Below are 23,391 nucleotides of genomic sequence, written 5' to 3' on the forward strand. Positions count from 1 at the left end.
CGGCGGACCGTCAGCGCGACGCGCTGTAGCGCTGTTCCACCGTGCTGCGCAGCAGCGCCAGGGAGTCGCGAGGGCTGAGGGCCTCGTCGGCGAGCCGGTCCAGTACCACCCGGTACTCCTCCGTCTCGTCGCGGTCCTCCAGGAAGTTGGCGCTCCTGATGTGCTCCAGGTAGACGATGTCGGGCAGTTCGGCACCGCCGAAGCGCAGATAGGTGACGGGGATGGCCGGAGCCGAGGCGTTGGTGACGTCCAACGGCACGACCTGCACGACCACATGGGGGCGCCGGGCCATCTCGATGAGGTGCTCCAGCTGGGCGCGCATCACCTCGCGGCTGCCCAGGACGCGCAGCAGCACGGACTCGTCGACGACGGCCCACAGATAAGGGGCGTCCGCCCGGTCCAGCAGCTCCCTCCGGCGCATGCGCAGCTCCACCCGGCGCTGCACCTCGGCCGCCGGGGCCGACGGCAGCCCGCGTTCCACCACGGCCCGGGTGTAGTCGGCGGTCTGCAGCAGGCCCGGAACGTACTGGATCTCGAAGGTCCGGATGGTGGTGGCCGCCTCCTGGAGTCCCACCAGCCGGTCGAACCACTCGGGCATCAGCCGCTTGTCGTAGCGCTGCCACCAGCCCGGCTCACCCGCGCGCTTGAGCAGTCTGAGCAGGACCGACACCTCGTAGTCCTCGGTTCCGTACAGCTTCAGCAGGGCGAGGACGTCGTCCTCCGTGGGAGGCCGGCGCCCCTTGCCCGCCTCTATGCGCGACAGCTTTGCCGCGCTGAACCCGAGGGAGCGCGCCGCCTGCTCCTGGGAGAGGCCCGCGTCCTCGCGCGCGCCGGCCGGCTGAACGCCGACCAGCATCTTCAGCAGAGTGGGGGTGGGCTCCTCCCGGCTCAGATACGGTTCGAGACGGGAGGCACGGGGTGACTCGACGGACATCCTGACTCCCTGTCGACCGGCAGAAGACAGCCAAAATTATCGCACTGCGCCGGACCCCGCCGCAGGGGGAGACAGAAGTGGACAACCACCCTTCCGTTTCAACGGGGTTCGGAACACCGGGGGCCGGGTTCAGAGCAGGTGGTCGAACTCCCCGTCCTTCGCTCCGGCCAGGAACGCGGCCACCTCCGCCGGGGTGTAGACGAGGGCCGGGCCGTCGGGGTCGCGGGAGTTGCGCACCGCTATGCCTCCGTCGCCCAGGGCCGCCACCTCGACGCAGTTGCCCTCGGCGTTGCTGTGCCTGCTCTTGATCCAGTGGGCGCCCAGCGAACTCGCCCGCACCCCGTTCGGCACTGATGGCACCAACGCACTCTCCTTGCTGACGTTCCGCCAGGTGCGCGCCCGGCCGGCCGCCCGGTCACGGGCTCCGGCCGGACCTCACGCGGCCCATGCCTCTCTCCGTCTTCGTGCAATTTCTCGTGCAATTGCACGAAGACGCTGTCGGCGTGGATAATAGCCGTGGCGCCAACCTCGTTACCAGAGGCCTGTACTGACGTCGGCTCAGCCGCTCCCCGGGGAGCGTGATCGTCCGGGACGTGCCGTCGGCCCGCCCGCGCACCTGTCACTGTCCGACGCCTTCGGAGGGAGCGGAAATGGCAACACCACTCAGGAACCTGGAACGCGTGTCGTGGGGCGAGATCAAGGACTCCAAGGGGTCGGCGGAAGCCATCCCCTTCCTGCTCAACACCGTGGCCTGGGGTGACGCGGCGACGGCCAGAGCGGCACTCCAGGATCTGCGGGAACGAATCTGCCAGTTCGGGTTCGTCGTGGAGCAGGCGACGGCCGCCACCGTCCCCTTCCTCTGGGAGCTCGCCGAACTCCCCCAGGTCACCTGCCGGGTGCAGATAATCCAGCTCCTGAGGGACATCGCGGAGGCCCGGCAGTGGGAACGCACGGCCGCCGCCTACCCCAAACTCCTCAACCGCCGTGAGAACTGGGTGGGCTGGGAGCGCGAGGCCCGCCAGGCCGTACGCGCCCACCGCGGCACCCTCCAGCACCTGCTCGCCGAGCCGGACACCGAACTCGTCCGGGTCACCGCGGAGCTCGCCACCACGCTGGCCGACTGAGGCGGTCCGCCGTCAGCCCGCCGCGTCCGGGGAGTGCTTCGGCAGGGCGCCGACGCGGTCGTGTCCCTCGACGGCGACCGTCAGTCCGGGAGCGATCTCCGTGAACCCCGCGTCACGGACCAGCGGGATCTCGGAGACGCTGAGTTCACGCCAGCGGGCCGGATCGGCGGTGCGCACGGAGAGGGCGAAGCCCGCCTCGCGCCAGGCGGTCCGCTCCTTCTCCGACAGCTCCCACCAGGCCAGTTGGGCGCCGTGGCCCGTCTGCGCCATCGTCTTGCCGGCCGACATGTCGAGTCCCGGGTTCAGCCACAGCACGGGCGCCGCCGGATCGGCCGGTGCGGGCGGCTCCGGATCGTCGAGGTCCGTACCGGACACCTGGAGCCGCGCCAGGTCCTTGGGCCAGCCGTCCAGCGGCACCGGCGGGAAGACCCGTACCTCCGCGGACCGCCCGGTCACGGTGATACCGGGCAGCGCCTCGGCCCGCCGCCACTCGGCTCCGCGCGCCCGCCGCACGACCTTGCGGATCCGGGCGTCCTGCCAGTCCCGCATCGCCTGTGCCCAGACGCCGTCCCCGAGCGAACGTTCGTCGCTCAGGATCGTCAGCACGGCCCGCGCGGAGGTCTCCAGCGCGTCGGTGCGTGCCGGGGGCGCGTCCTTTTCTATGTGCACCACCAGCGGCAGTACGAACTGCCGCGCCTCGTCGCGCGCGGTGGGCTCGTCGCGGAACGGGCTGTCGTCGGCGGGGTTCGGGTCGTCGCTGTTCACGCCCTCAAGTCTGCCAGGCGGAAGATCCGCTCCGGACGGACGGACGGACGGGTGGACCGTCAGTCGGTCGGTCCGGTTCCGTTCCGCGGGCGCCCGTCCCGCCGGCCGGCGTCCGCGCCGGTCAGCCCGAACACGCGGTGCGCTGTGCCTCCTGCCAGGCGCAGACGGGGCACAGCGTGATCCCCTTGTGCGCCTCCGGGTACTCGGTCGGCTCGCGGCACAGCACGCACTCCGCGTACGGCGGCCCGCCCCGCTCCGCCGTGCCGAGGGCGTCACTGAACTCCCCGGCCGGCCCGTCCGCGCGGCAGTCGTCGCTCATGCCCCCAGCTTACGGGGAGCGGTGGACCTGACCCGTCGAGGACCTGTCGTACGACGGTGCCCGGGACCGCCCGCCGTGCGCGCTCAGTCGGCCGGGCCGAGCGGACCGGCACGGGAGTATCCGGTGCGGTGCGAGACGGGCATGGGGCTACCCCGCCGGTGCCTCCGGCTCCGTGCGCTCCCCCGCGTTCCCGGAACTCCCGGAGCGGTCCGCGTCCTTCCCGAACTCGTCGACGTTCCCGAAGGCGCCCGGATCCCCGGAACCCTCCGGTCCCTCCGGCTCCATCGGCACCCTGGGCTCACCCAGGATCCCGAACGTGTCCGGGACGCCGAGCCCGTCCGTGTCCGCGAAGGCCTCCGGAAGGCCGAGTGCCCCCAGCGCTCTGCCGAGCCGGTCCGGCGCGGGGGAAGGTTCGACGGGATCGACGCCGGGCCGCCGCTCCACCGTGGGCGGCGCGTTCGACGGCCGCTCCGGCTGCTGTCCCGACTGGGCTCGTTCCAGGAAGCGCAGCAGTTCGACGGGGAAGGGCAGGACGAGGGTGGAGTTCTTCTCGGCGGCGACGGCCACCACGGTCTGCAGCAGGCGCAGTTGGAGTGCGGCGGGCTGCTGCGACATCACTCCGGCGGCTTCCGCGAGTTTCTTGGAGGCCTGGAGTTCGGCGTCCGCGTTGATGACCCGGGCGCGGCGTTCGCGGTCGGCCTCGGCCTGGCGGGCCATGGACCGTTTCATCGACTCGGGCAGGGAGACGTCCTTGATCTCGACCCGGTCGATCTGCACGCCCCAGCCGATGGCCGGGCTGTCGATCATCAGTTCCAGGCCCTGGTTGAGTTTCTCGCGGTTGGAGAGCAGGTCGTCCAGGTCGCTCTTGCCGATGATCGACCGCAGTGAGGTCTGTGCCATCTGGGAGACCGCGAAGCGGTAGTCCTCGACCTGGATGATGGCGTTCGCCGCGTCCACCACCCGGAAGTAGACGACCGCGTCCACCCGGACGGTGACGTTGTCCCGGGTGATGCCCTCCTGCGCCGGGATGGGCAGGGTCACGATCTGCATGTTGACCTTGCGCAGCCGGTCCACGAAGGGAACGATCATGGTGAAGCCCGGGGAGCGGATCTCGCCCGCCAGCCGTCCGAGACGGAAGACCACTCCGCGCTCGTACTGCTTGACGACCCGGGCGCCGGCGGCGACGTAGATCACCGAGGCGGAACAGGCCGCCGTGATCGCCACCACGAGTTCCTGGACCATGACGACCCCCTTCCGAGCCGCCTGACATGTCTGGCCATTCCACTCTACGTCGCGGGGGCACGGTTGTTACCGGCCGGTGAGGAAGGGCTCCCGGGGCCGGTGGGTGTGTCGCGGTGCCGGGCGGACCGGGCGCCTACCGGGCTTCCCGGCCCTCCACGAGTCCCTTCGCGTCGCGGGCGAGCGCGGTCAGCCGGGAGATCGCGCGGAAGTACTTCTTGCGGTAGCCGCCGTTCAGCATCTCCTCGCTGAACAGCCGGTCGAAGGGCATCCCGGAGGCGAGGACCGGCACCTCGCGGTCGTACAGCCGGTCGGCGAGCACGACGAGCCGCAGCGCCGTCGACTGGTCCGGGACGGGCTGGACGTCGGTGAGGCAGACCGCCTTGACCCCGTCGGTCAGGGCGCCGTACCGGCTGGGGTGGACCCGGGCGAGATGGCCGAGCAGGTGCGGGAAGTCGTCCAGGGACGCGCCGTCGGTGGCGTACGCGGCCTTGGTGACCTGCTCGTCGGAGAACGGGGCGGGCGCCTCGGGCAGCCCGCGGTGGCGGTAGTCCTCGCCGTCGATGCGCAGCGGGCGGAAGCGCGCGGACAGCCCCTGGATCTCCCGCAGGAAGTCGGCGGCGGCGAACCGGCCCTCACCGAGCTTGCCCGGAAGTGTGTTCGAGGTGGCGGCCAGGGCCACGCCCGCGTCGACCAGCTTGCCGAGCAGGGTGGAGACGAGGACGGTGTCCCCCGGGTCGTCGAGCTCGAACTCGTCGATGCACAGGAGGCGGTGTCCGGAGAGGGTCTGCACGGTCTGCTGGAAACCGAGCGCGCCGACCAGGTTCGTCAGCTCCACGAAGGTGCCGAACGCCTTGAGCGAGGGCTCCGCCGGGGTCGCGTGCCACAGGGAGGCGAGGAGGTGGGTCTTGCCGACGCCGTAGCCGCCGTCCAGGTAGACGCCCCGGGGGCCGGCCGGCGTCTTCGGGGCCTTGCCCCGGCCGAACAGCCTCCGCTTGGGCGCGCCCACGGCGTGCGCCCCGCCGAGCCCCGCGGCGAACGCCTCGAGGATGCCCACGGCCTCGGTCTGGCTGGGCTGGTTCGGGTCCGGGATGTACGTGGCGAAGCGCACCGAGTCGAAGCGCGGCGGCGGCACCATCTCGGCCACGAGCCGGTCGGCGGGGACGTGCGGCTCGCGGGCGCACAGGGACAGCGGGGCCGCTTCGGCTATCGGGTCGATCGCGGAGGCGGTGGAGGTGGACGACACGGTTCCCCACTCTATGCGCCGTGCCACACTGCACGTCATGCGACGCCTGTTCCCTGTGACCTATGAAACAGCAGCCCAGGCCTTGGCCGAGGCCCCCGGGGCGGATGTGACGGAGCGCGAGTGGGGGCTCGGGGAGCTGGCGGAGGCGTACGCCTACCCCGGGGGCCGGCGGCCCTGGCTCCGGGCCAACATGGTGTCCACGCTCGACGGCGCGGCCCAGCACGACGGGCGCTCGCAGCCCATCTCGAACGCCACCGACATGAGGATCTTCGGTGTCCTGCGGGGGCTCGCGGACGTCGTGGTCGTGGGAGCGGAGACGGTGCGGCAGGAGGGCTACCGGCCGGCCCGCGCGCGTGAGGCCTTCGCGGAGCCGCGGAAGGCCGCCGGGCAGGGCCCCGCGCCCGCGATCGCGGTGGTCACCGCGCGTCTCGACCTGGACTTCTCGCTGCCGCTGTTCACCTCGCCCCTGGTGCCCACCCTGGTGCTCACCGGTGCCGCGGCGGCCCCGGACCGGATCGCCGAGGCCGAGCGCGCGGGCGCGCGGGTGGTGATCGCCGGGGACGGCGCGGGGGTCGATCCCGTCCGTGCCGTGCGGGCCCTGGGCGACCTCGGGCACACCAGGCTGCTGACCGAGGGCGGGCCCCGGCTGCTCGGCCAGTTCATCGCGGCCGGGGTCCTGGACGAGATGTGCGTGACGCTGTCCCCGATGCTCACGGCGGGCGACGCGCAGCGGATCGCGGGAGGGCCCTCGGTGCCGGTCCCCCTGCGGTTCGAGCTGGTGTCGCTGCTGGAGGAGGCCGGGTTCCTGTACGGCCGGTACGGTCGCCCCGACCGACAGTCGGAATAGTAGATTCCGTTTCTCTTCGGCCGGGCACACTAATTCGCGCAGTACCCGTGCTGTTACGGGGCAGGATGGTTTCCGCAGGGGGCCGGGACGGCCCACGGACGAGAAGGGCGCCTGTCGTGTTCACGAGCGTATTGATGATCGAGAAGGCCCTGACGTCCGCCGACGTGGAGTTCGTCACCACCTTGCACGGCGACGAGAAGGTCGCCTTCCACGTGCTGCTCCAGCCCCGGGGCGACCAGGCGGACCGGCTGCTGCGGGCCATCGACGACGTCGCGATGGGCGAGCTCGACGAGGCGGCCCACGAGGGCGAGACGCCGGAGGGCGAGGAGGCCGCCGGCCAGGGCGAGCGGGCGCTGGAGGTGTCGCTGCTGGCGCTGCGCGGGTCCGGCAGCACGGCCGAGGGCCGGCTCGTCGAGGACCACCCCCTCGACGCGCTGAAGAGCCTGGTCGACCAGGTGGAGGCCGACGAGGTCATCGTGCTGACCGACCCCCACTACGTGGAGGAGTTCTTCCACCGCGACTGGGCCTCCCGGGCCCGCCACAAGGTGGGCGTGCCGGTCCTGAAGCTGTTCTCGCACAGCAAGGCGTGAGCGGGGCCCGGGGCCTCTCGCGCGGCAGGGCGTGAGCGGTCCCGGGCCCGCCGCACGGCAGGGCGTGGGCCGGCCACGGGCGCCTCCGCCGGGGCGGGCGGAGCGGTCGGGGCGCGTCCGCCGGCGTCCCTTGTGAGGCTCCGTCCGCCGCACCCAATAGGCTGGGCCCGCGTTCCCCTCGGGAGAGCGCGCCCACCTTCGTACCGGATCTTGGGGAGAAACACGCATGGCACCCGGCCTTCCTACCGCGATGGACCGACCGCACTTCATCGGCATCGGCGGCGCCGGGATGTCGGGCATCGCGAAGATCCTCGCGCAGCGCGGAGCCGTGGTGGCGGGCAGCGACTCCAAGGAGTCCCCCACCGCCGAGGCACTGCGCGCGCTCGGCGCCACGGTCCACATCGGCCACGCGGCCGACCACCTCGCCCCCGACGCCACCTGTGTCGTGGTCTCCTCCGCGATCCGCGCGGACAACCCGGAGCTCGCCCGCGCGGCCGAGCTCGGCATCCCGGTCGTCCACCGCTCGGACGCCCTCGCCCGCCTGATGGACGGCCTGCGCCCGATCGCGGTCGCCGGCACCCACGGCAAGACGACCACCACCTCGATGCTGGCCGTCTCCCTGTCCTCGCTCGGCCTCGCCCCCTCGTACGCCATCGGCGGCGACCTCGACGCCCCGGGCTCGAACGCCCTGCACGGCGAGGGCGAGATCTTCGTCGCCGAGGCCGACGAATCGGACCGCAGCTTCCACAAGTACGCGCCCGAGGTCGCGATCATCCTCAACGTCGAACTCGACCACCACGCCAACTACGCGTCCATGGAAGAGATCTACGAGTCCTTCGAGACGTTCGTGGGCCGCGTCACCGAGGGCGGCACGCTGGTGATCTCGGCGGACCACGAGGGAGCCCGCGAGCTGACCCGGCGCCTCACCGGCCGTGGTGTGCGCGTGGTGACGTACGGCGACGCCGCCGACGCGGACGTCCGGGTGCTCTCCGTGGTCCCGCACGGCCTCAAGAGCGAGGTGACGGTCCTGCTGGACGGCGCCGAGCTGACCTTCACGGTGTCCGTCCCCGGCCGTCACTACGCGCACAACGCGGTGGCGGCGCTCGCCGCGGGCGTCGCCCTCGGCATCCCGGCGGACGAGCTGGCCCCCGCGCTCGCCTCCTACACCGGTGTGAAGCGCCGCCTCCAGCTGAAGGGCGAGGTGGCTGGCGTCCAGGTCGTCGACTCCTACGCGCACCACCCGACCGAGATGACCGCCGACCTGGAGGCCATGCGGGCCGGGACCTCGGGCCGCATCCTCGTGGTCTTCCAGCCGCACCTGTTCTCCCGCACCCAGGAGCTGGGCAGGGAGATGGGCGAGGCCCTGTCGCTGGCGGACGCCTCGGTCGTCCTGGACATCTACCCGGCCCGAGAGGACCCGATCCCCGGTGTCACCAGCGAGCTGATCATCCAGGCCGCGCGGACCGCGGGCGCGGAGGTGACGCCGGTCCACGACAAGGCCGAGGTGCCGTCCGTCGTCGCGGGAATGACGAAGCCCGGTGATCTCGTTCTCACCATGGGCGCCGGCGACGTGACCGATCTCGGACCGGAGATCCTCGCCCGCCTGGCCGAATGACCGTGGCCCCCCAGTGGGCCTCCTTGAACGTGAGGGGTTGAGCTTCATGTCGTACGACATCGAAAAGCCGGACGAGCAGTGGCGCGCGGAGCTGACCCCGGCCGAGTACACGGTGCTGCGCCAGGCGGGCACCGAGCCCGCCTTCACCGGCGAGTACACCGACACCAAGGCGAAGGGCGTCTACTCCTGCCGTGCCTGCGGCGCCGAACTCTTCACCTCCACGGAGAAGTTCGAGTCGCACTGCGGCTGGCCGTCCTTCTACGACCCGAAGGACTCCGACGCCGTCGAACTGCTCCAGGACCGTTCGCACGGGATGGTGCGGACGGAGGTGCGGTGCGCCCGCTGCGGGTCGCACCTCGGCCACGTCTTCGAGGGCGAGGGCTACCCGACACCGACGGACCAGCGGTACTGCATCAACAGCATCTCGCTGCGGCTGACCCCGGACACCGAGGGCTGACCCGTCCGGGCCCTGTCAGCGTGCCGTTCCCGGAGCGGCCCTGAGGTGGGCCGTGAGGTGTTGGAGGGTGGTCCAGGCCCCGGGGTCGGTTCCGTCGCCGAGGGGGTAGTGGAGCGCGGGCCTGGCTCCAGGGCCGAACTGGGCCGGCCGGACGTCGACGGGCGGTCGGCGGGCATGGGTGAGACCGATGGCGGCGACGTCGTCGGACCCCAGGGTGAGGGACTGGGGGACGGGCGGTGCTTCGAGGCGCGAGGGCGTGGTGAGGTCGTGGCGGGCCCGGCGCAGCGAGGTGAGCATCGTGACCAGGCCGTGGTCGGTGACCAGTGTCTCGGCGAGCGCCTCGACGGTCGCGAGCGGTGGGATCTCGTCCGCGCGGTAGCCGAGGGTGAGTCTGATGTCCTCCTCCACGCCCGCCGCCGTGCGGATCACACGCATCGTGGCCATCGCCGGGCGGTCGGGGTGGCCGACGGCGATCACTTGCGTGGGCTCCGGAGCCCGGTCGCGGGCGAGGTCGGTCAACTGGCGCGGTGACCAGGGCAGGCTGACAGGCTCCGCTGTGCCCCAGCCCGCGGGTGGAGCCCCGGTCAGGGCCTTCCAGGCCGTTTCGAGTGCGCGGCCGAGAAGCAGGTGTTCGTCCGCAGGACGCACGGTGCGGAACGCCACGACGAACTGGTGTTCGGTGGACGGCGACACGTCGGCGAACGCCTCGGCCACGGCCGGTCTGCCGTCCGTGGTGAGGGCGGGCGCGAAGGTGCCGTTCTGCCAGCGCAGCACGGCACCGGACAGACCGTCGTAGTAGCCGCAGTCCGGGTCCTGGACGACCCAGCGGTTGGGGATCTGGGCGAGTGTGGTGCGGGCGGGCAGGCTCAGCCGTACGTGGGGCGGGGTGACGATCTGCAGGGCGCGGCCCGCCGAGGACGTGGCGCGCAGGACGGCCGAGAGCCATGAGGTCAGGGCGACCACGGGCCGGTCGATCAGGACGACGGCCGTGCTGTCGGTCAGTACGTCCACGGCGGGCTGTCCGTCGGCCGGTGCGGGAACCGCGGAGACGTCGACGACCTCGGTGGTGGTCGCGCCGGGTGGCCAAATGGTTCCGCCCAGAAGCGAGGTGAGGCGCCCGCACACGGATCCGGCCAGGATCTCGGCCTCGGGAACGGCGGTGGAGGCGCGGGCCTCGGTCCACCAGAAGGGCACGGCGGCATCGCTGCCGAGGAGCCGGAGGGCCTCGCCGGGCACCTGTACGAGAACCGGCGCCTCGACGGACACGAGGGGCCGTCCGCCGGGTCCGCAGAGCTGGATGACCGCGCCGTCCTCCGCCGTCGCGATGTCCACCCCGGGGCCGCCCGCGTACAACCCGGCCAGCAGGGCCCAGGTGTCGGGCATCTCGGGGGTGAGGGCGATGACGTCCTTGGTCATGACTGCTCGGCCTCTTCGTCGGTCAACGCGGTCTGGATGAGCTGGTGCCGGCGGCCCCGGCGGACGAGGGTGCCGCGGCCGGGCGGTTGAGCGGAGGCGTACAGGCCGGGGAAGAGCTGGCCTTCGGTGCGGTCGCCGGTCATGAGGAGGGCGGTGGTGCCGGTCTCGCGCAGGGTGGTCAGCAGGGGTTCGTACAGGGCGCGGGAGGACCCGGCGGTGCGGCGGGCGACGACGAAGTGGAGGCCGATGTCCTGGGCGGAGGAGACGTACGGCAGGAAGGGGGCCAGGGGCTGCTGGCCGGCGGTGGTGAGGATGTCGTAGTCGTCGACCAGGATCACGATCCGCGGTCCGGTGAACGAAGGCTCCGTTCCGACCACGTCCGGGTCCGCCGTCTCCGGCAGGCGTTTCTCCAGCTCGGTGGCGATGCCGGTGGCCAGCGCGGTGGCGAGTCGGGCGTTGTGGGCATAGCCGCCGCGGTACGGCTCCGGGACCACCCCGCGCAGGCCGCGGCGTGGGTCGAAGACCCCGAAGACCAGTTCGTCGTCGCCGTACCGGTCGACGAGTTGACGGGTTATCAGTTTCAGCAGATTGGTCTTTCCGCACTCGTTGTCGCCCAGGATCAGCAGGTGCTGGTCGCTCCCGAAGAGGTCCAGCAGGGCGGGGGCCAGGGCGTCCTGGTCGACGCCGAGCGGCACGCGCCGGGGCTCGGTGGCCAGGGACGGGAGCTGTGCCGTGCGCAGCCGTGTCGGCAACACCCTTACAGGAGAGGCGAGTTCGCCGTGCCAGGTGGCGTGGATCGTTCGCGCGGCCTCCTCCAGCGCCGGGCCGAGGTCGCCCGTGGACGCAGACGAGTCGACGCGGGGCAGCGCGACCTGGGCGAACAGCTTGCCGTCGGTCAGGACGCGGCCCGGGGTGTCGGGGGAGAGCGTCTGGGACAGTTTGCGGTCGATGGAGGAGTCGGCCGGGTCGTTGAGCCGGAGTTCGACTCGGGTGCCGAAGACGGACTGGGTGGCGATGCGGACGTCGTTCCAGCGCAGCATCCCGGCGACGACGTGGATGCCGTAGCCCCCGCCGCGCTTGAGGAGGTCTGCCACGGCGTCGTCGAGCTCGGCGAACTCGTCGCGCAGCTCGCCGAATCCGTCGATGAGGAGCACGATGTCGGTTGAGCCGAGCTCGGACAGTTGTCCCCTGTCGCGCAGGTGGCGGAGCTGGTCGACGGAGTCGATGCCGTGCGTGCGGAAGACTTCCTCACGCACGGCGAGCATGGTGTGGACCTCGGCGACGGTCCGGGCGGCCCGCTCGCGGTCGGCGCGCCCGGCGATACCGCCTACGTGCGGCAGGCCGGCCAGCGCCGACAGGCCGCCGCCGACCAGGTCGAGGCCGTAGACGGCGACGTCGTACGGGGTGTGGGTCGTGGCCAACGACAGCGCGAGGGTGCGCAGGAGAGTGGTCTTGCCCGACTGCGGGCCGCCGATGACCGCCGCGTGACCGCCCGCGACCGTCAGATCCAGCAGCCAACGGCCCTGCCACTGACGGGCCGGATCGTCGAGGATGCCCAGGGGAACCCGCATCGCCGCCGCCCGTCCGGCGAGGTGCAGCCCGCGCTCCGACACCTGTACCGGCCCTGCGGCGGCGTCCAGCGTGATGGCGGCGGGCAGCGGCGGAAGCCAGATTCTCCGCACCGGCTTTGCGGAGGTGGCGAGTTGGCCGACCATGACCGACATCACGCTCGGTCCGGTCTCCCGCTTGGCCGCCGTGGGTTCCTCCGCGGCGGCCGTCTGAGATCCGTCGAGCGCGTTGAAGGCGGGATAGAGCCGGGCGAGTGGCTCGTCGCCCTCGGCCTCCAGGAGCGCAGGGCCGCCGCGGTAGGCACCGGAGACGTAGCCGGCCTTGAACCGCTCGTACGTGGAGGTGTCGACCTTCAGATAGCCGAAGCCCGGCAGCGGCGGCAGGTGGAAGGCGTCGGTGGTGTCCAGGACGGTGCGCGACTCGTCGGCGGAGAAGGTGCGCAGGCCCAGCCTGTACGACAGATACGTGTCCAGGCCCTTGAGTTTTCCGCCTTCGATGCGCTGACTGGACAGCAGCAGGTGGACGCCGATGGAGCGGCCGATGCGGCCGATGGACAGGAACAGGTCGATGAAGTCCGGCTTGGCGGTGATCAGTTCACCGAACTCGTCGATGACGACGAACAGGTGGGGCAACGGCTCCAGGTCGGGGCGCCGGGCGGCGCGCAGGGCGGCGTAGTGACCGATGTCGGCGACGTTGCCCGCGTCCTTGAGGACCTGCTGGCGGCGCTTGACCTCACCGGCGAGGCTGCTGTGGACGCGTTCGACGAGTCCGGCCTGATTCTCCAGATTGGTGATCACGCCGGCCACGTGCGGGAGTTCGGTGAACGGGGCGAAGGTGGCGCCGCCCTTGTAGTCGACCAGGACGAGGGCCAGATCCTCGGGGGAGTGGGTGGCGGTGAGCGCGAGGACGAGAGTGCGCAGCAGTTCGCTCTTGCCGGAGCCGGTCGCGCCCACACAGAGCCCGTGTGGGCCCATGCCGAGCTCGGAGGACTCCTTCAGGTCCAGCAGCACCGGCTCATGACCGTCCGTCAAGCCGATGGGCACGCGCAGGAAATCACGCTCGGCGCGCGGCGCCCACAGCCGGGACATGTCCAGGGCGGCCGGGTCCTCGATGCCCAGCAGGCCGGGGAAGTCCACCGGTCCGGAGACGGGGGTTCCCTCGGCCGCGGACTCCGCCGACAACCTCAGCGGCGTCAGCAGACGTGCGATCCCTTCGGCGCCCGGGGCGCTGACCGCGTCCGACGTTCCGTGGGCGACGGCTGCCGAACGCAGATCCTCGACTTCGATCCGGTCGCCGTCGACGGTGACGCGAATCGTCACCTGATCCGGCTCGTGCACCTGTCGCTCCAGCAGATGCAGCACGGTGACGCCCATGTCCGGCAGGTCGACGGCCGTGTCCGGACGAGGCAGCTCGGCCGCCGTCTCCCCGTACTCGTCGCTGACGACCAGCAGCCGGCCGGTCAGCCGCAGCGCGTCCCGGTCCGACAGCCCCCGCCGCACCTCCGCCGCGTACGAGGCGCGCTGCCGCAGATCCTGGCGGCACAGCGCCGCCAACTGGACGAGGCCGGGTGCGATCCGGCGGGCGGCGACCGGGCCGTCGCGCTCGGAGGAATCAAGTACGTGGGGCAGCCATTTGGCCCATTCCCACTCGGCCAGACGCTCGCCGGGTATGCCGAGCGCGACGGCGACGTCGTCCGGGGCGTGGGTGACGGCGGTCTGGATCAGCAGCGCGCGGGCGACCCGCAGCACTCCCTCACGGTCCCCGACGACGCTGACGTCGCCCGCCCGGTCCAGCGGCACGGTGAGAGGGAAGTCCGTCGCCGTGGCGAACCGGTTCCGCAGCGCACGGGCCTCGTTGAGCATGAACGGGTCCGGCGGGGTCAGTGCCCCGCCCGTACTGTTCTCCCCGACCGCCAACTCCTGTACCGGTACGTCCCCGGTCCCCACTCTCACCCGTAGGAAGTCCGTGTCCTGGCGGCGCCGTTCCCACAACCGCGCCGGATCGCGGACGAGGTCGTACAGGGCTTCCGGGGGAGGGTTGAGCACCCGCGACCGGCGGCGCAACTCCCGCTCGCCCGTGCCGAACTCCTCGCGGAGCTCCTCCAGATAGTCCAGATACCGCTCGCGCTGGGTGCGGCGGGTGCGCTGGGCCTTTCCCCGCTGGGACAGGAACAGCGCGACCGCGCCCAGGAGCGCGAAGACCAGCACGACCGCGCCGAGGGCGGCGAACTGGCTGTTGCGGATGATGGTCATCATCACGACGGAGCTGATGACTCCGGCCATGGGCAGCAGCGCGGTCGCCGCGTTGCCCGTCCTGCCCTCCGGCAGGTTGGGCGGTGGTTCGATCGTGCGCGGCCGGGCAGGGGCGAGGGGGCGGGTGGAGCGCGCGGGCCGGTGGATGAGGCGCTGGGTCACGGACGGACCCTTTCTTGTACGAGTCCCGAAGTCTGATGTGCGGTCATCGCACCCTCACCGCACGCCGCATCGCCTCCGCGGCGAGCCGCACCGCGGCGTCGCGCGTGGCCTCGCCGAGCATGTCGGTGAGTATGGGGCCGCCTCCGGCCAGATGACGGTCGTAGGGGAGCGGTACGACGGTGACTCCCGTCTCCCGCAGATGCGCGGCGGCTGCCTTCGCGTCGAGGATCAGGTCGGGTGAGTTGGCGGTGAGGGCGACCACGGTCGAGGTCAGGGCCGAGTGCGGCAGCTGGGCCAGCCAGTCCAGGACCAGGCGAGTGCCGTTCACGCCCTCGGCGGTCGTCGGAGCCACGACCACCCGGGCGTGGGCGGTGTCCATGGCCGTACGCGCCACGTCACCGGGCAGGCACTCGCAGTCCACCACCGTCACCGCGAAATAGCGCCGCAGCGCCAGCGTGACCGTGCGGTAGGTGCGTACGTCCAGCGGGGCGCCGACGCGTCCCCGGCCCGCGGGCAGCAGCCAGCCCCCGCCGGTCACCGGCGCCAAGTAGCCGGTGACCTCGTCGAGTCGCATCGAGGGAGTGAGGATCCGTGCCAGATCGGCGCAGGACCAGCGCACCGACTCGGCGCCCATCCGCACGGGGAGGGTGCCGAGGGCGGTATCGGCCTCCAGAGTGAGTACCGGATCGTGCCGGTAGTGGTTGAAGGTCCGGCCCAGCAGGGCGGAGACGGTCGACTTGCCCACTCCGCCCCGGATCGATGTCACCGCGATCACTCGTCCCGTGGTGACCGGCTGCTGCAACTCCTCCGCGATCCAAGTCTGTTCGGCCACCCTCTGCGCCGCCGACGCGGTGAGCTTGCGTAGCGAGCGGCCCGTGCGTCGCGCCATGGAGTCCCCGTGCTGGGGGCGGCCCAGGGCATGGGTGAGGCGTGGGTCGAGGGTGGGGACGGATTCCGGGGTGGGCATGGGGACGCGCGGGTCTCGTGGAGCGCGCACCGCGGGTTGCGGCTCGGGGGCGGGGCCCGGGGGGCGGGCCGGGAGATCCGGGTGCTGCCCCGATGCCGCGTCGGCAAGGCCGGGACGCGGACCGGAGGGTGGAGCGGGAGCGGGGGGTACGAGCGGTGGCCGCGGCTCCGCCGGGCGGACCGGGCCGTCGGACTGCCCCAACTCGCTCAGCACGTCCCGCTGCCAGTCCCCTTCCTGTCCCATGTCCGCCCCCTAGGCGAAGGTGCCGAGCAGTCGCCCGTACACGCCGAACACCCCGAGGAGCAGCGGGAACAGGGCGATCACTCCGACGGACTCGATCATGTCACCGGCGCGCCGCAGCCGTACGCGCACATGCTCGGCCGGCTGCACCGCGAGTACCGCCAGCGGCAGTACCGCCAGCGCGGCGAGAACCGCCAGCGGCCCCGTCGCGGTGGACCGCTCCAGCCACACCGAGATCAGCCGCACGGCGAGCACGGCTCCGGTCGCGAGGAGTGCCACGACCTCGGCGACCAGCGGAAAGGCACGCGCCCGCATCGCGAGCACCGCGGCCGTGACGGCGGCGAGCAGCACCGTCCACACCGACGGGGACCGCAGCACGAGCACACCCGCGACGGCCGCCGACACGGCCATCGTGATCGTGGCGAGTGCCAGCCCCCGGTGTGTGGCGGCGAGGGCCGCGGACACCTGATACCTGCTCACCGAGACACCGCTCGACCGCCGGTCGTCGAGACCGGACAGCCCCGAGGCCATCAGAGCCAGCCGCGGCAGCACCCCCAGCACCACCACCGAGACGACCACGACGAGCGCCCCGGCGCGGGCCTGTCCGGCGGCGGCCCCCGCACCCGACTGCAGCGCCGCGGCGGCCCCCCAGCACAGGGTGCATCCGGTCACTGCCGCGGCACCGACCAGCCCGCCGCGTCCCATGGGCGTGAACCAGCCGAGCAGGAGGAGCGTCACGACGACGGCCACGGCCACGGCTGTCAGCCGCGTCGTGCCCGGCCAGGAGTGCGCGTCGGCCAGCGTCCACGCGCCGAGCACGCCCAGCACGCCATTGGCGGCGATCAGGGTGGTGGCCAGACCGTGCTGTTCAGCCCGCCCGAGCAGAGCGCCGACGACCGCCGACACCGCAGAGAGGGCGAGCAGCACCCCGCCGACGACCGTGTGCGCGTACGCGTCCCGGGCGAAAAGCCCACCGGCCGCCGCCCATCCGACGGTCGAAAGCCCCGCCACGATCCGTCGTGAGGCCGGCCGCCACCGCCAGGCGCGTACATCCAGGTCCTCGGCCACCTCGTCGGTGACGTCATGCACCATGGGCGCCGAGGGCGCGTCCTCCGCCCGTACCAGCCGCAGCACCGCGCCGTCCGGGACACCGGCCGACTCCAGCGTGCTGTCGTGCGCGAGCGCGGAACCGCCCACGGTCACGAGATGCCGCAGCTCGGGGTTGCCCGCCACCTGGTCGTCCAACAACCGCATGACTTCAGGCAGCAGCAGCCCGACCGGCTCCTGGGACGGCAGCACGAGATCGACCCGCCGCCGCTCCCCGACCAGCGTGACCCGGCTCAACGCCGTACGCCCACCGGTCGTCGTACGACTCGTGGCCCCCGCAGATATCACGCGTTCGAACCTATCACCGAGAAGAAGAAGGCACGGAGGGCGAAGAAGGCTGCACCGAGGCTCCCGGCGAGGGCTGCACCGAACTTCCGTACGGGCTCTTCCCGATCACCCGGTGCGACACGAACGACCACCCGACACACCCGGCACACAACACGGCCGCGATCACGACTCCGGCGAACACCTTCCCCAGCCGTTCGTCCACCGATCGCCGCTGCCGCTGTGTCCCGAACAGCAGGGCGTCCCTGAGCCGTCGGCGTCGTACCGACACCGACTCCAGCAGTTGGCTGTCGTAGTCCTGAGCCGTCATCTCACGTCTCGAACTCGCCGAGCCAGCTGCGGTCGAGAAGGTTCTCGGGGAGGTACTCGGACTCCACCTCGACGGGGCGTCCGGCGTCGAAGGCGAGGCAGGCGATGGCCAGGGGGGCGAGCGCGACGTCGCCGGTGAGGCTCCCGTCGTCCTCGTGCGCCGTCCAGTACTCCTTGTGCAGCTCAACTGCCTGCACGAGTGCCTCGTTGAACTTGTCCGGGTCCTGGCCGATGAACCGGTAGAACAGGTTGAGCGGTGGATACAGGACCTTGAGCATCATCTCGCGGTCGACGAACCGGAGGGTGTCGGGGTCGGTCCCGTCGAACGCGGCGACGAGCTTCTCACCGAGGCCGGGGCGCTCCAGCCAGTACGTCTGAAGCGCGTCCACCCAGTCGTAGATGTAATCCTCGAACACCGCGCCCGAGGCGCGCAGCAACTCGATGGGCACATTGCAGAGTTGGGTCATCCGGGCCTGGTCGCGGCAGATGACCGCCAGCCAGAAGGCCTCCAGCCACGTCCCGGCGTTCGCGAAGTGCTTCACCCCGCAGGCGGGGATCGTCCGCTTCTTGTGGGCGATCATGCACTCGACCGTCGTCCCCTCGGGCGCGGTGGCCGAGGCGAAGAGGGCGGAGCCGACCTGCATGGCGGCCACCCAGGCCTCCCAGGTCTCGCTCTTGTTCGCGGTGGGGTCGTAGAGGCAGTGGAGCTGGGCGGTGCTCTGGGCGCTGCTGAAGGCCATGCCGAAGCTGTCCGGGTACCTCTCCAGGCCGTCGATGCTGCTGAGAGTGTCCTCGTCGGCCCATTCCTGTTGCTGGATCGGATCGGCTCCGGCCTGGTACGGAGGGCGAGAGATTTTCGTCGGCATGGACCGCTTCCTCATGAGATGTCGAATTGCTTCATCTGGTAGCCAGCGTACTTAGCGCCGTTGGACTGCGCTTTGACGAGGACGTAGTCGACTTTGCTGGCATTGAGGGCTTCGCCCAGTTGCTTGGCCAGTGCCCACTCTGCTGCGTCGTTGTTCTTACGGGCTCTGTCCTTCATCTTCTGGACGATGGTCTCGAAGTATTCCCTCGTCCCCTGCGTGACCAGCTGTCCGCTGTGACCCTTGCGTACGCCGAGGCCGGCCCTCTCGGAACCCTTCGCCTCGACGACCACATAGCGCCCGTCCTTGGTCTTGTAGACCTGGTCGAACCGGTTGTTCCCGAGCGCTCCGTCGTCAAGACGCTCGGCACCGGGGTAGTGCTCGGGTATCGCGTGATGTTCGGCGACGTCCTCGCCGAACATCTCGCTCTGGCGGGCCATGTCACCGTGCAGGGGCGAATGTGCCGCGTCCGCGCGCTCCATGGCGTCGGCCAGGTCCTGCGTGGGGTGGGCCGCGTACGCCTTCTCCGCGGCCTCCAGCCTTTTCTCCGCGGCCTGGTCCGCCGTGATGGCGTTGTGACGCCTGGCGGCCTGTGCGTCGAGGTGCCTCAGGGCGTCGGCACCCACCGCTGACCTGTGTCCGGGTATGGGCTTGGGATGCAGATACTTCTCCGCGATCGCCGGTGGCATGTCGCTGGCCGCGATCCACTTGCCCGGGTGGTAGGGGTCGGGGACCAGTTGCGGCAACCGCTGCCCGTAGCCGCCGTCGGCCCTGGAGACGCGCCGGTAGCCGTTGGAGCGAAAGTGCTTCTTGAACCAGCCGGGATCGTTGTTGGCGCGCTCCACCTGGCGTCGTGTGATCTCCTTCGGGCTGGGCTGCGGCTCGTGACCGTGCGGCGCCTGCCCGTCATGCCCTCCGCCGGAGCCGGAGCCTCCGTGCTGTGCGGGAACGTGGCCGCCGTCACCGCCGGCACCACCGGGTCCGTGGTCGCCGCCCGTCGGGTGTCCCCCGTGCTGAGGTGCCGTCGCGTGCCCGCCGGCGTGGGTGGCCTCGCCGGCATGCGCGGTCGCGTTGTCCCCGGCCCCGACGAGGCTCGGATCGCGGTGGGCGAGGTTGTTCTCGAGCATGGCCCGGTCGGCGGCCGACAGTTCGACGTGAGCCGCGGCCTTGGTGCCGTCCGCCTTGATGACGGAACCGTCGTCGAGGTCGAGACGGGTCCCGTCCGGCCATTCGATGTGATGCCCCACCACGACCGGAACGTTCTCGGCGGTCCTGAGGATGCTGCCGTCCGGCTGGACCTTGCCCACGCCGGTGATGATGTCGGTGTACGCGCCGGTGCGGACGTTCTTGAGGCTGGTGAAGAGGTCGGCGACCTTCACCGTGCCGAACTTGGCGGCCTTGCCGATGTAGGTGATCGGGTCGACGAGTCTGCCGGTCTTGCCGAGGACGGAGAGGGTGCGGGCCGCGGCGCCCCCCTTGGCGGCGGCTCCCGCGCCGTCGGTGAAGACGGCGGTGAGGACGTTGAAGGTGACGGCGCCGGAGGCGCGGGCCGGGTTCTTGCCCCATTGGTCGTAGGCGACCAGGGCCTTGCCGGTCTCCTTCACGGCGTTGCGGGAGTCCCGCAGGTAGGAGGGGAGTCTGTCGTCAGGGGCCATCCAGTAGGCGCCCGCGAGCGGCGTGGCGCTGATGGCGAGGCCCGTGGCCAGTTTGCCCAGTCCGTCCCAGGCCTGGCCCATGGCGTCCAGCCCGTCGAAACCGACCAGTGTGCCCAGCCCCTTGACGGTGGCCCACACGCCGTCGACGACGAAGCCCTTGCCGAACTCCCAGGCCTGATGGCCGAGCCAGTCCAGCCCGTGGCGCTCCTTCTCGACCGTCTTGCCCCAGGGCAGGTCCTCGGACTGACCGAGGACGTCCGCCGTGAAGCCGTACAGGGACTGGTCCCGTTTCAGCAACCGCTTGGAGGCGCCGTCCTCCATGATCAGTGTGGAGCCGCCGACCAGAGCGGTGATCTTGTTGTGACAGGTGATCTCGGCCTGCCAGAAGGCCGCCGTGGTGGTGCTGACGTCGTGCACCAGATCGTTGTTGAGGGAGACGTTGTCTTCGTCCTCGCGCCAGTGGTCGTCGCCCGCGATGTCCGCTCGGAAGGCGGTGGCCCGCTCCTGGAGGCTCTTGAGCTTGGTCACCAGTGGCCGGATCTCGTCCTGGTAGGCGCTCAGAGCGGCGCCCACCTTCTCCAGGTCGTCCGCGAACGCGTCCGACTTGGCGGCCACAGGAGCGGTGGTGGCGAACAACTGGTCCGCCTCGGGTGCCGCGTAGAACGCCGACAGCCCCTGGAACGTGGAGTGCACGTTCGCCCCGGACAGTCGGAAGACGGACGCCTCGGCGCCCAGGACCACCGCGTCCAGGCCCAACTGCTCCACGTCGCCGGTGAACTGGGGGATCCCGGACGGATCTATCAGATCCGGGCTCACTTCGCCCCCTGGTTCCCGCCCGCCCCGGGCAGGTCGATCTTGGGCTCCTTGAGTGCCTCCTGCTGGGCCTGCGCGGCCATCTCCAGGTCGCCCGTGATGTAGTGGTTGGTGGCTGAGGCCGCCCCGTTGATCGAGTTCGAGGTACGTTCCGCCACGTACATCAGGTCCTTCTGGTATGCGTTGAAGAACTCACCCAGCGCCGCCGCCACCGGCCCCTCGGTCCCGCTCTTCTCCACGCCGCCCTGTTCGATGGTGCCCGCCGAACTCGCGGCGCTCGGCACGGTTTTCTCCAGTGCCTTACCGGTGTTCGACAGCCCCTCGGCCGCGGTGGCGGTGTTGGTGAGGACGCCCTTCACCCCCGAGGGGGAGATGTCCCAAGCCGTCACGAAAAGCCCCCGTATTCCCGTACGTCGAACCGCCGCCGGTCCACGGCGGCCTGGTGCCCCTGCCTGTGCCGGTCAGCCGATGTTGTCGACGGCCGCCCGCGCCTTGGCCATGGTCGACTGCGCGGTGCCGTCGTTCTCCTCCAGCGTGGTGCGCACGAGGCGGATGATGTCGCGGACCTCGTTCGCGGCGCGGTTCCAGCGGACTTCCTTGCCGTGGTACTCGTCCGCGACACCGTCGGCGGTGAAGTCGGCCATCGCGGCCTTCACCGCGCGGTCGCGGTCGCCGAGGACGCGCTCCAACTGGCCGATGATGCCTTGCAGACTGCCTTGCACCTCGGTGGAGGCGCCGGTGTCGTACGAGCGACGGTCCTGGTTCTGACCCATGATCGAATTCCTCCCCGGTGAGGCTAGCGGGCGCCGAAGCGGGCGGCGTCGAAGTTGGACTGGCCCATGTTCTTGTGGGCGTTGTCCTCCTGCTCCAGATCGCCGGAGCCGAACGCGGTGTCCATGCCGCCCTGGCCGCCCAGGATCGCGCCCAGTGAACCGTTCAGCGCGTTCGTGATCTCGTCCGTGTGCGCCTTGAACGAGTCGAACGCGGCCTTGCCCGCCCCGTTGAACTTCCCCTCCAGCGGCTCCGCCGCCTGGACCAGCCACTGGATCAGTGTGCCCAGGTCCTCCGACGAACCGGCCGTGCTCTTGCCGAGATCCGCCAGGGTCGACGACCCCATGTCGAACTTCATTGACCCGCCCCCGTGTTCATCGTGTTTGCACGTCGCCACTCTTCAGCAGTTGCCACCGCTCGGACGTTCGACAGCGGAGACGTTTCCGCGTGGTGGAGCGGTTCCCGCGCGCCACGCGCGCCTCATGAAATACCGAACACCTTGTCGTATCGCGCATTGCAAGCGCAACGTAATACAGCGCCAAGTGGCCGGATCCACACCATGAGTTGCCTCACTGCGTACCCGGTCCGCCGGTCTTTCCGGCCCTCTCCCCGCTGTCGTTCACAGCACCTTGCGGTGCACCAGCGCCGAAAGGATCAGTGTCCCAGGGAGCAGAGGGATCCAGACCGTCAGGACGCGGTAGCCGATGACGGTGGCCGTCGACAGGCCCGTCGGGGCGCCCAGGGAGACCATCGTGAAGACCATGGCCGCGTCCACCGGCCCGATCCCGCCCGGTGCGGGCACGGCGCCGACGGCGGTACTGGCGATCAGCAGCGCGAACACCACCTGGGCCCATGACAGCGGCAGTCCGAGGGAGAAGCCGACCGCCGCGACCGTGCTCCCCTGGAGCACCGGGGCGACGGCCGAACCGCCCCAGAGGGCGAGCACGCGGCTGGGCCGGGTGTGCAGGATCCGTACGTCGGTCAGCGCGGTGCGGAGGAAGTCGGCGACCGGACGGCGCAGTGGACGGACCGCCGTCAGCAGCAGGGCGACGGTCGTGAGGCCGAGCACCGCGCTGCCCGCCGCCAGGACCAGCGTCCAGCGGTCCGGGGCGAGCGGCCCGAACCGGAGGCCGTCCCCGACGGCCACCAGGAAGACGATCAGCACCGGAATCCTCGCCACCGGCTTGACCAGTGAGTACAGGGTGAGCGAGGCGGTCGCGCGGGCCAGGGGTATGCCCCGGCCCCGCAGGAAGCGCAGGGTCACCGCGTGGGCGCCGATGCTCGCCGGCAGCACGTGGTTGGCGGCGCCCGCGGCCAGCTGCGACGCCAGCAGCAGGCCCGGCGGCAGCCGTTCCGGCAGAGCGCCCTGCCGTACGCACGCGGCGACCACCCAGCCCAGCAGGGTGAACAGGAGACCGGCCGGCAGCCACCGGGGATCGGCGTCACCCAGCCGGGCCACGCCGTCGCCCACGGCGCGCCGGTCCAGGGCCGCCCACGCCCCGAGCAGCAGCAGGGGGAGCAGCGTCACCGCCAGGCGGGTGAGCCGCGTGAGGGACGTGGGACGGGCGGCGGAGAGCGGGCGGGCGGCGGGCGGGGGGTGGGGCGAAGGAGGGCGGGAGGCCCGAGGCGCGTCGCCGGGTGCCGGTGCCGCGGCGGGGAGGCTGTCGAGCGGAGGCATGGACACGGCGCACGTCGTCCTTCCGCGTCACGCCCGGGTACGGACGGACGGATCCGAGGCGATGCAACGGGGACGGGGGAAACGTGCCCGCCCGGTGTGACGCCACGGTGTCCGGCAGGGGAAGGGGGACCAGCGCCTGAGCGACACGGCCGCGGGCGCCGGCCCCGC

Annotated in this window: 22 protein-coding genes; 5 read left to right on the top strand and 17 right to left on the bottom strand. The window is 71.4% G+C overall.

Features of this window, described 5'->3' with window-relative positions; genetic code table 11:
• Positions 1 to 10: 10 nt before the first annotated feature.
• Complete coding sequence (locus ACICHK_RS30280; protein WP_406839332.1) at positions 11 to 934, bottom strand: helix-turn-helix domain-containing protein; 924 nt, start codon at positions 932 to 934, stop codon at positions 11 to 13.
• A gap of 129 nt (positions 935 to 1,063) precedes the next feature.
• A complete protein-coding gene (locus ACICHK_RS30285) occupies positions 1,064 to 1,294 on the bottom strand; it encodes a DUF397 domain-containing protein (protein WP_151468596.1) in 231 nt (76 codons plus the stop codon).
• A 290-nt stretch (positions 1,295 to 1,584) separates the two neighbouring features.
• Here ACICHK_RS30285 and ACICHK_RS30290 point away from each other — a divergent pair, with 290 nt between their 5' ends.
• Entirely contained in the window at positions 1,585 to 2,058 is a 474-nt protein-coding gene (locus ACICHK_RS30290; protein ID WP_103548100.1) for a hypothetical protein, read from the top strand.
• Positions 2,059 to 2,070: 12 nt separating this feature from the next.
• Here the strand turns inward: ACICHK_RS30290 and ACICHK_RS30295 are convergent, their stop codons facing one another.
• The 4 genes from ACICHK_RS30295 to zapE form a co-directional block, all read right to left on the bottom strand.
• On the bottom strand, positions 2,071 to 2,823 hold the full coding sequence (locus tag ACICHK_RS30295; RefSeq protein ID WP_406839333.1) for a peptidyl-tRNA hydrolase: 753 nt from the start codon (positions 2,821 to 2,823) through the stop codon (positions 2,071 to 2,073).
• 121 nt (positions 2,824 to 2,944) lie between these two features.
• Entirely contained in the window at positions 2,945 to 3,142 is a 198-nt protein-coding gene (locus ACICHK_RS30300) for a hypothetical protein (RefSeq protein WP_406839334.1), read from the bottom strand.
• A gap of 147 nt (positions 3,143 to 3,289) precedes the next feature.
• Positions 3,290 to 4,384 (bottom strand): slipin family protein, encoded by a 1,095-nt coding sequence (locus ACICHK_RS30305; protein ID WP_406839335.1) that lies wholly within the window; start codon positions 4,382 to 4,384, stop codon positions 3,290 to 3,292.
• Positions 4,385 to 4,517: 133 nt separating this feature from the next.
• Positions 4,518 to 5,666, bottom strand: a complete 1,149-nt coding sequence (gene zapE, locus ACICHK_RS30310) for a cell division protein ZapE (RefSeq protein WP_404818702.1) — start codon at positions 5,664 to 5,666, stop codon at positions 4,518 to 4,520.
• Between zapE and ACICHK_RS30315 the strand changes: the two genes are divergently transcribed.
• The 4 genes from ACICHK_RS30315 (at position 5,665) to msrB (ending at position 9,136) form a co-directional block, all read left to right on the top strand.
• Positions 5,665 to 6,474 (top strand): pyrimidine reductase family protein, encoded by an 810-nt coding sequence (locus tag ACICHK_RS30315; protein WP_406839336.1) that lies wholly within the window; start codon positions 5,665 to 5,667, stop codon positions 6,472 to 6,474. The genes zapE and ACICHK_RS30315 overlap by 2 nt on opposite strands.
• A 116-nt stretch (positions 6,475 to 6,590) precedes the next feature.
• Entirely contained in the window at positions 6,591 to 7,064 is a 474-nt protein-coding gene (locus tag ACICHK_RS30320; RefSeq protein WP_406839337.1) for an indole-3-glycerol phosphate synthase, read from the top strand.
• Positions 7,065 to 7,290: 226 nt separating this feature from the next.
• Positions 7,291 to 8,679, top strand: coding sequence for a UDP-N-acetylmuramate--L-alanine ligase (gene murC / locus ACICHK_RS30325; RefSeq protein ID WP_406839338.1), 1,389 nt, complete (start codon positions 7,291 to 7,293; stop codon positions 8,677 to 8,679).
• A 46-nt stretch (positions 8,680 to 8,725) separates the two neighbouring features.
• Positions 8,726 to 9,136: a peptide-methionine (R)-S-oxide reductase MsrB gene (msrB, locus tag ACICHK_RS30330; RefSeq protein ID WP_406839339.1), complete on the top strand. Its 411-nt coding sequence runs from the start codon at positions 8,726 to 8,728 to the stop codon at positions 9,134 to 9,136.
• A gap of 15 nt (positions 9,137 to 9,151) precedes the next feature.
• Here the strand turns inward: msrB and ACICHK_RS30335 are convergent, their stop codons facing one another.
• The 11 genes from ACICHK_RS30335 to ACICHK_RS30385 all read right to left on the bottom strand — a co-directional run bounded on the left by ACICHK_RS30335 (position 9,152) and on the right by ACICHK_RS30385 (position 23,229).
• Positions 9,152 to 10,552, bottom strand: coding sequence for a DUF6177 family protein (locus tag ACICHK_RS30335; protein ID WP_406839340.1), 1,401 nt, complete (start codon positions 10,550 to 10,552; stop codon positions 9,152 to 9,154).
• Positions 10,549 to 14,535 carry a type VII secretion protein EccCa gene (eccCa, locus tag ACICHK_RS30340; RefSeq protein WP_406839341.1) on the bottom strand — a complete coding sequence of 1,329 codons (3,987 nt, stop codon included), beginning with the start codon at positions 14,533 to 14,535 and terminating at the stop codon, positions 10,549 to 10,551. The genes ACICHK_RS30335 and eccCa overlap by 4 nt, the downstream gene beginning before the upstream one ends.
• A 43-nt stretch (positions 14,536 to 14,578) precedes the next feature.
• Complete coding sequence (locus ACICHK_RS30345) at positions 14,579 to 15,502, bottom strand: type VII secretion protein (RefSeq protein ID WP_406839342.1); 924 nt, start codon at positions 15,500 to 15,502, stop codon at positions 14,579 to 14,581.
• Between the two features lie 252 nt (positions 15,503 to 15,754).
• Complete coding sequence (gene eccD, locus ACICHK_RS30350; RefSeq protein WP_406839343.1) at positions 15,755 to 17,137, bottom strand: type VII secretion integral membrane protein EccD; 1,383 nt, start codon at positions 17,135 to 17,137, stop codon at positions 15,755 to 15,757.
• A gap of 13 nt (positions 17,138 to 17,150) precedes the next feature.
• Positions 17,151 to 17,444: a hypothetical protein gene (locus tag ACICHK_RS30355; RefSeq protein ID WP_398393670.1), complete on the bottom strand. Its 294-nt coding sequence runs from the start codon at positions 17,442 to 17,444 to the stop codon at positions 17,151 to 17,153.
• 1 nt (position 17,445) lies between these two features.
• Complete coding sequence (locus tag ACICHK_RS30360; protein WP_406839344.1) at positions 17,446 to 18,309, bottom strand: immunity 49 family protein; 864 nt, start codon at positions 18,307 to 18,309, stop codon at positions 17,446 to 17,448.
• Positions 18,310 to 18,320: 11 nt separating this feature from the next.
• Positions 18,321 to 20,777: a hypothetical protein gene (locus tag ACICHK_RS30365; RefSeq protein ID WP_406839345.1), complete on the bottom strand. Its 2,457-nt coding sequence runs from the start codon at positions 20,775 to 20,777 to the stop codon at positions 18,321 to 18,323.
• Positions 20,774 to 21,163: a DUF6507 family protein gene (locus ACICHK_RS30370; RefSeq protein WP_406839346.1), complete on the bottom strand. Its 390-nt coding sequence runs from the start codon at positions 21,161 to 21,163 to the stop codon at positions 20,774 to 20,776. The genes ACICHK_RS30365 and ACICHK_RS30370 overlap by 4 nt, the downstream gene beginning before the upstream one ends.
• 72 nt (positions 21,164 to 21,235) lie before the next feature.
• A complete protein-coding gene (locus ACICHK_RS30375; RefSeq protein ID WP_406839347.1) occupies positions 21,236 to 21,547 on the bottom strand; it encodes a pore-forming ESAT-6 family protein in 312 nt (103 codons plus the stop codon).
• Positions 21,548 to 21,570: 23 nt separating this feature from the next.
• Entirely contained in the window at positions 21,571 to 21,903 is a 333-nt protein-coding gene (locus tag ACICHK_RS30380) for a hypothetical protein (protein WP_406839348.1), read from the bottom strand.
• Positions 21,904 to 22,164: 261 nt separating this feature from the next.
• Complete coding sequence (locus ACICHK_RS30385) at positions 22,165 to 23,229, bottom strand: YbhN family protein (RefSeq protein ID WP_406839349.1); 1,065 nt, start codon at positions 23,227 to 23,229, stop codon at positions 22,165 to 22,167.
• Positions 23,230 to 23,391: the final 162 nt, after the last annotated feature.

Origin of the sequence: Streptomyces sp. AHU1 (genome assembly GCF_045343905.1) — a bacterium.
In the GTDB taxonomy this organism is placed as follows: Bacteria; Actinomycetota; Actinomycetes; order Streptomycetales; family Streptomycetaceae; genus Streptomyces; species Streptomyces triticiradicis.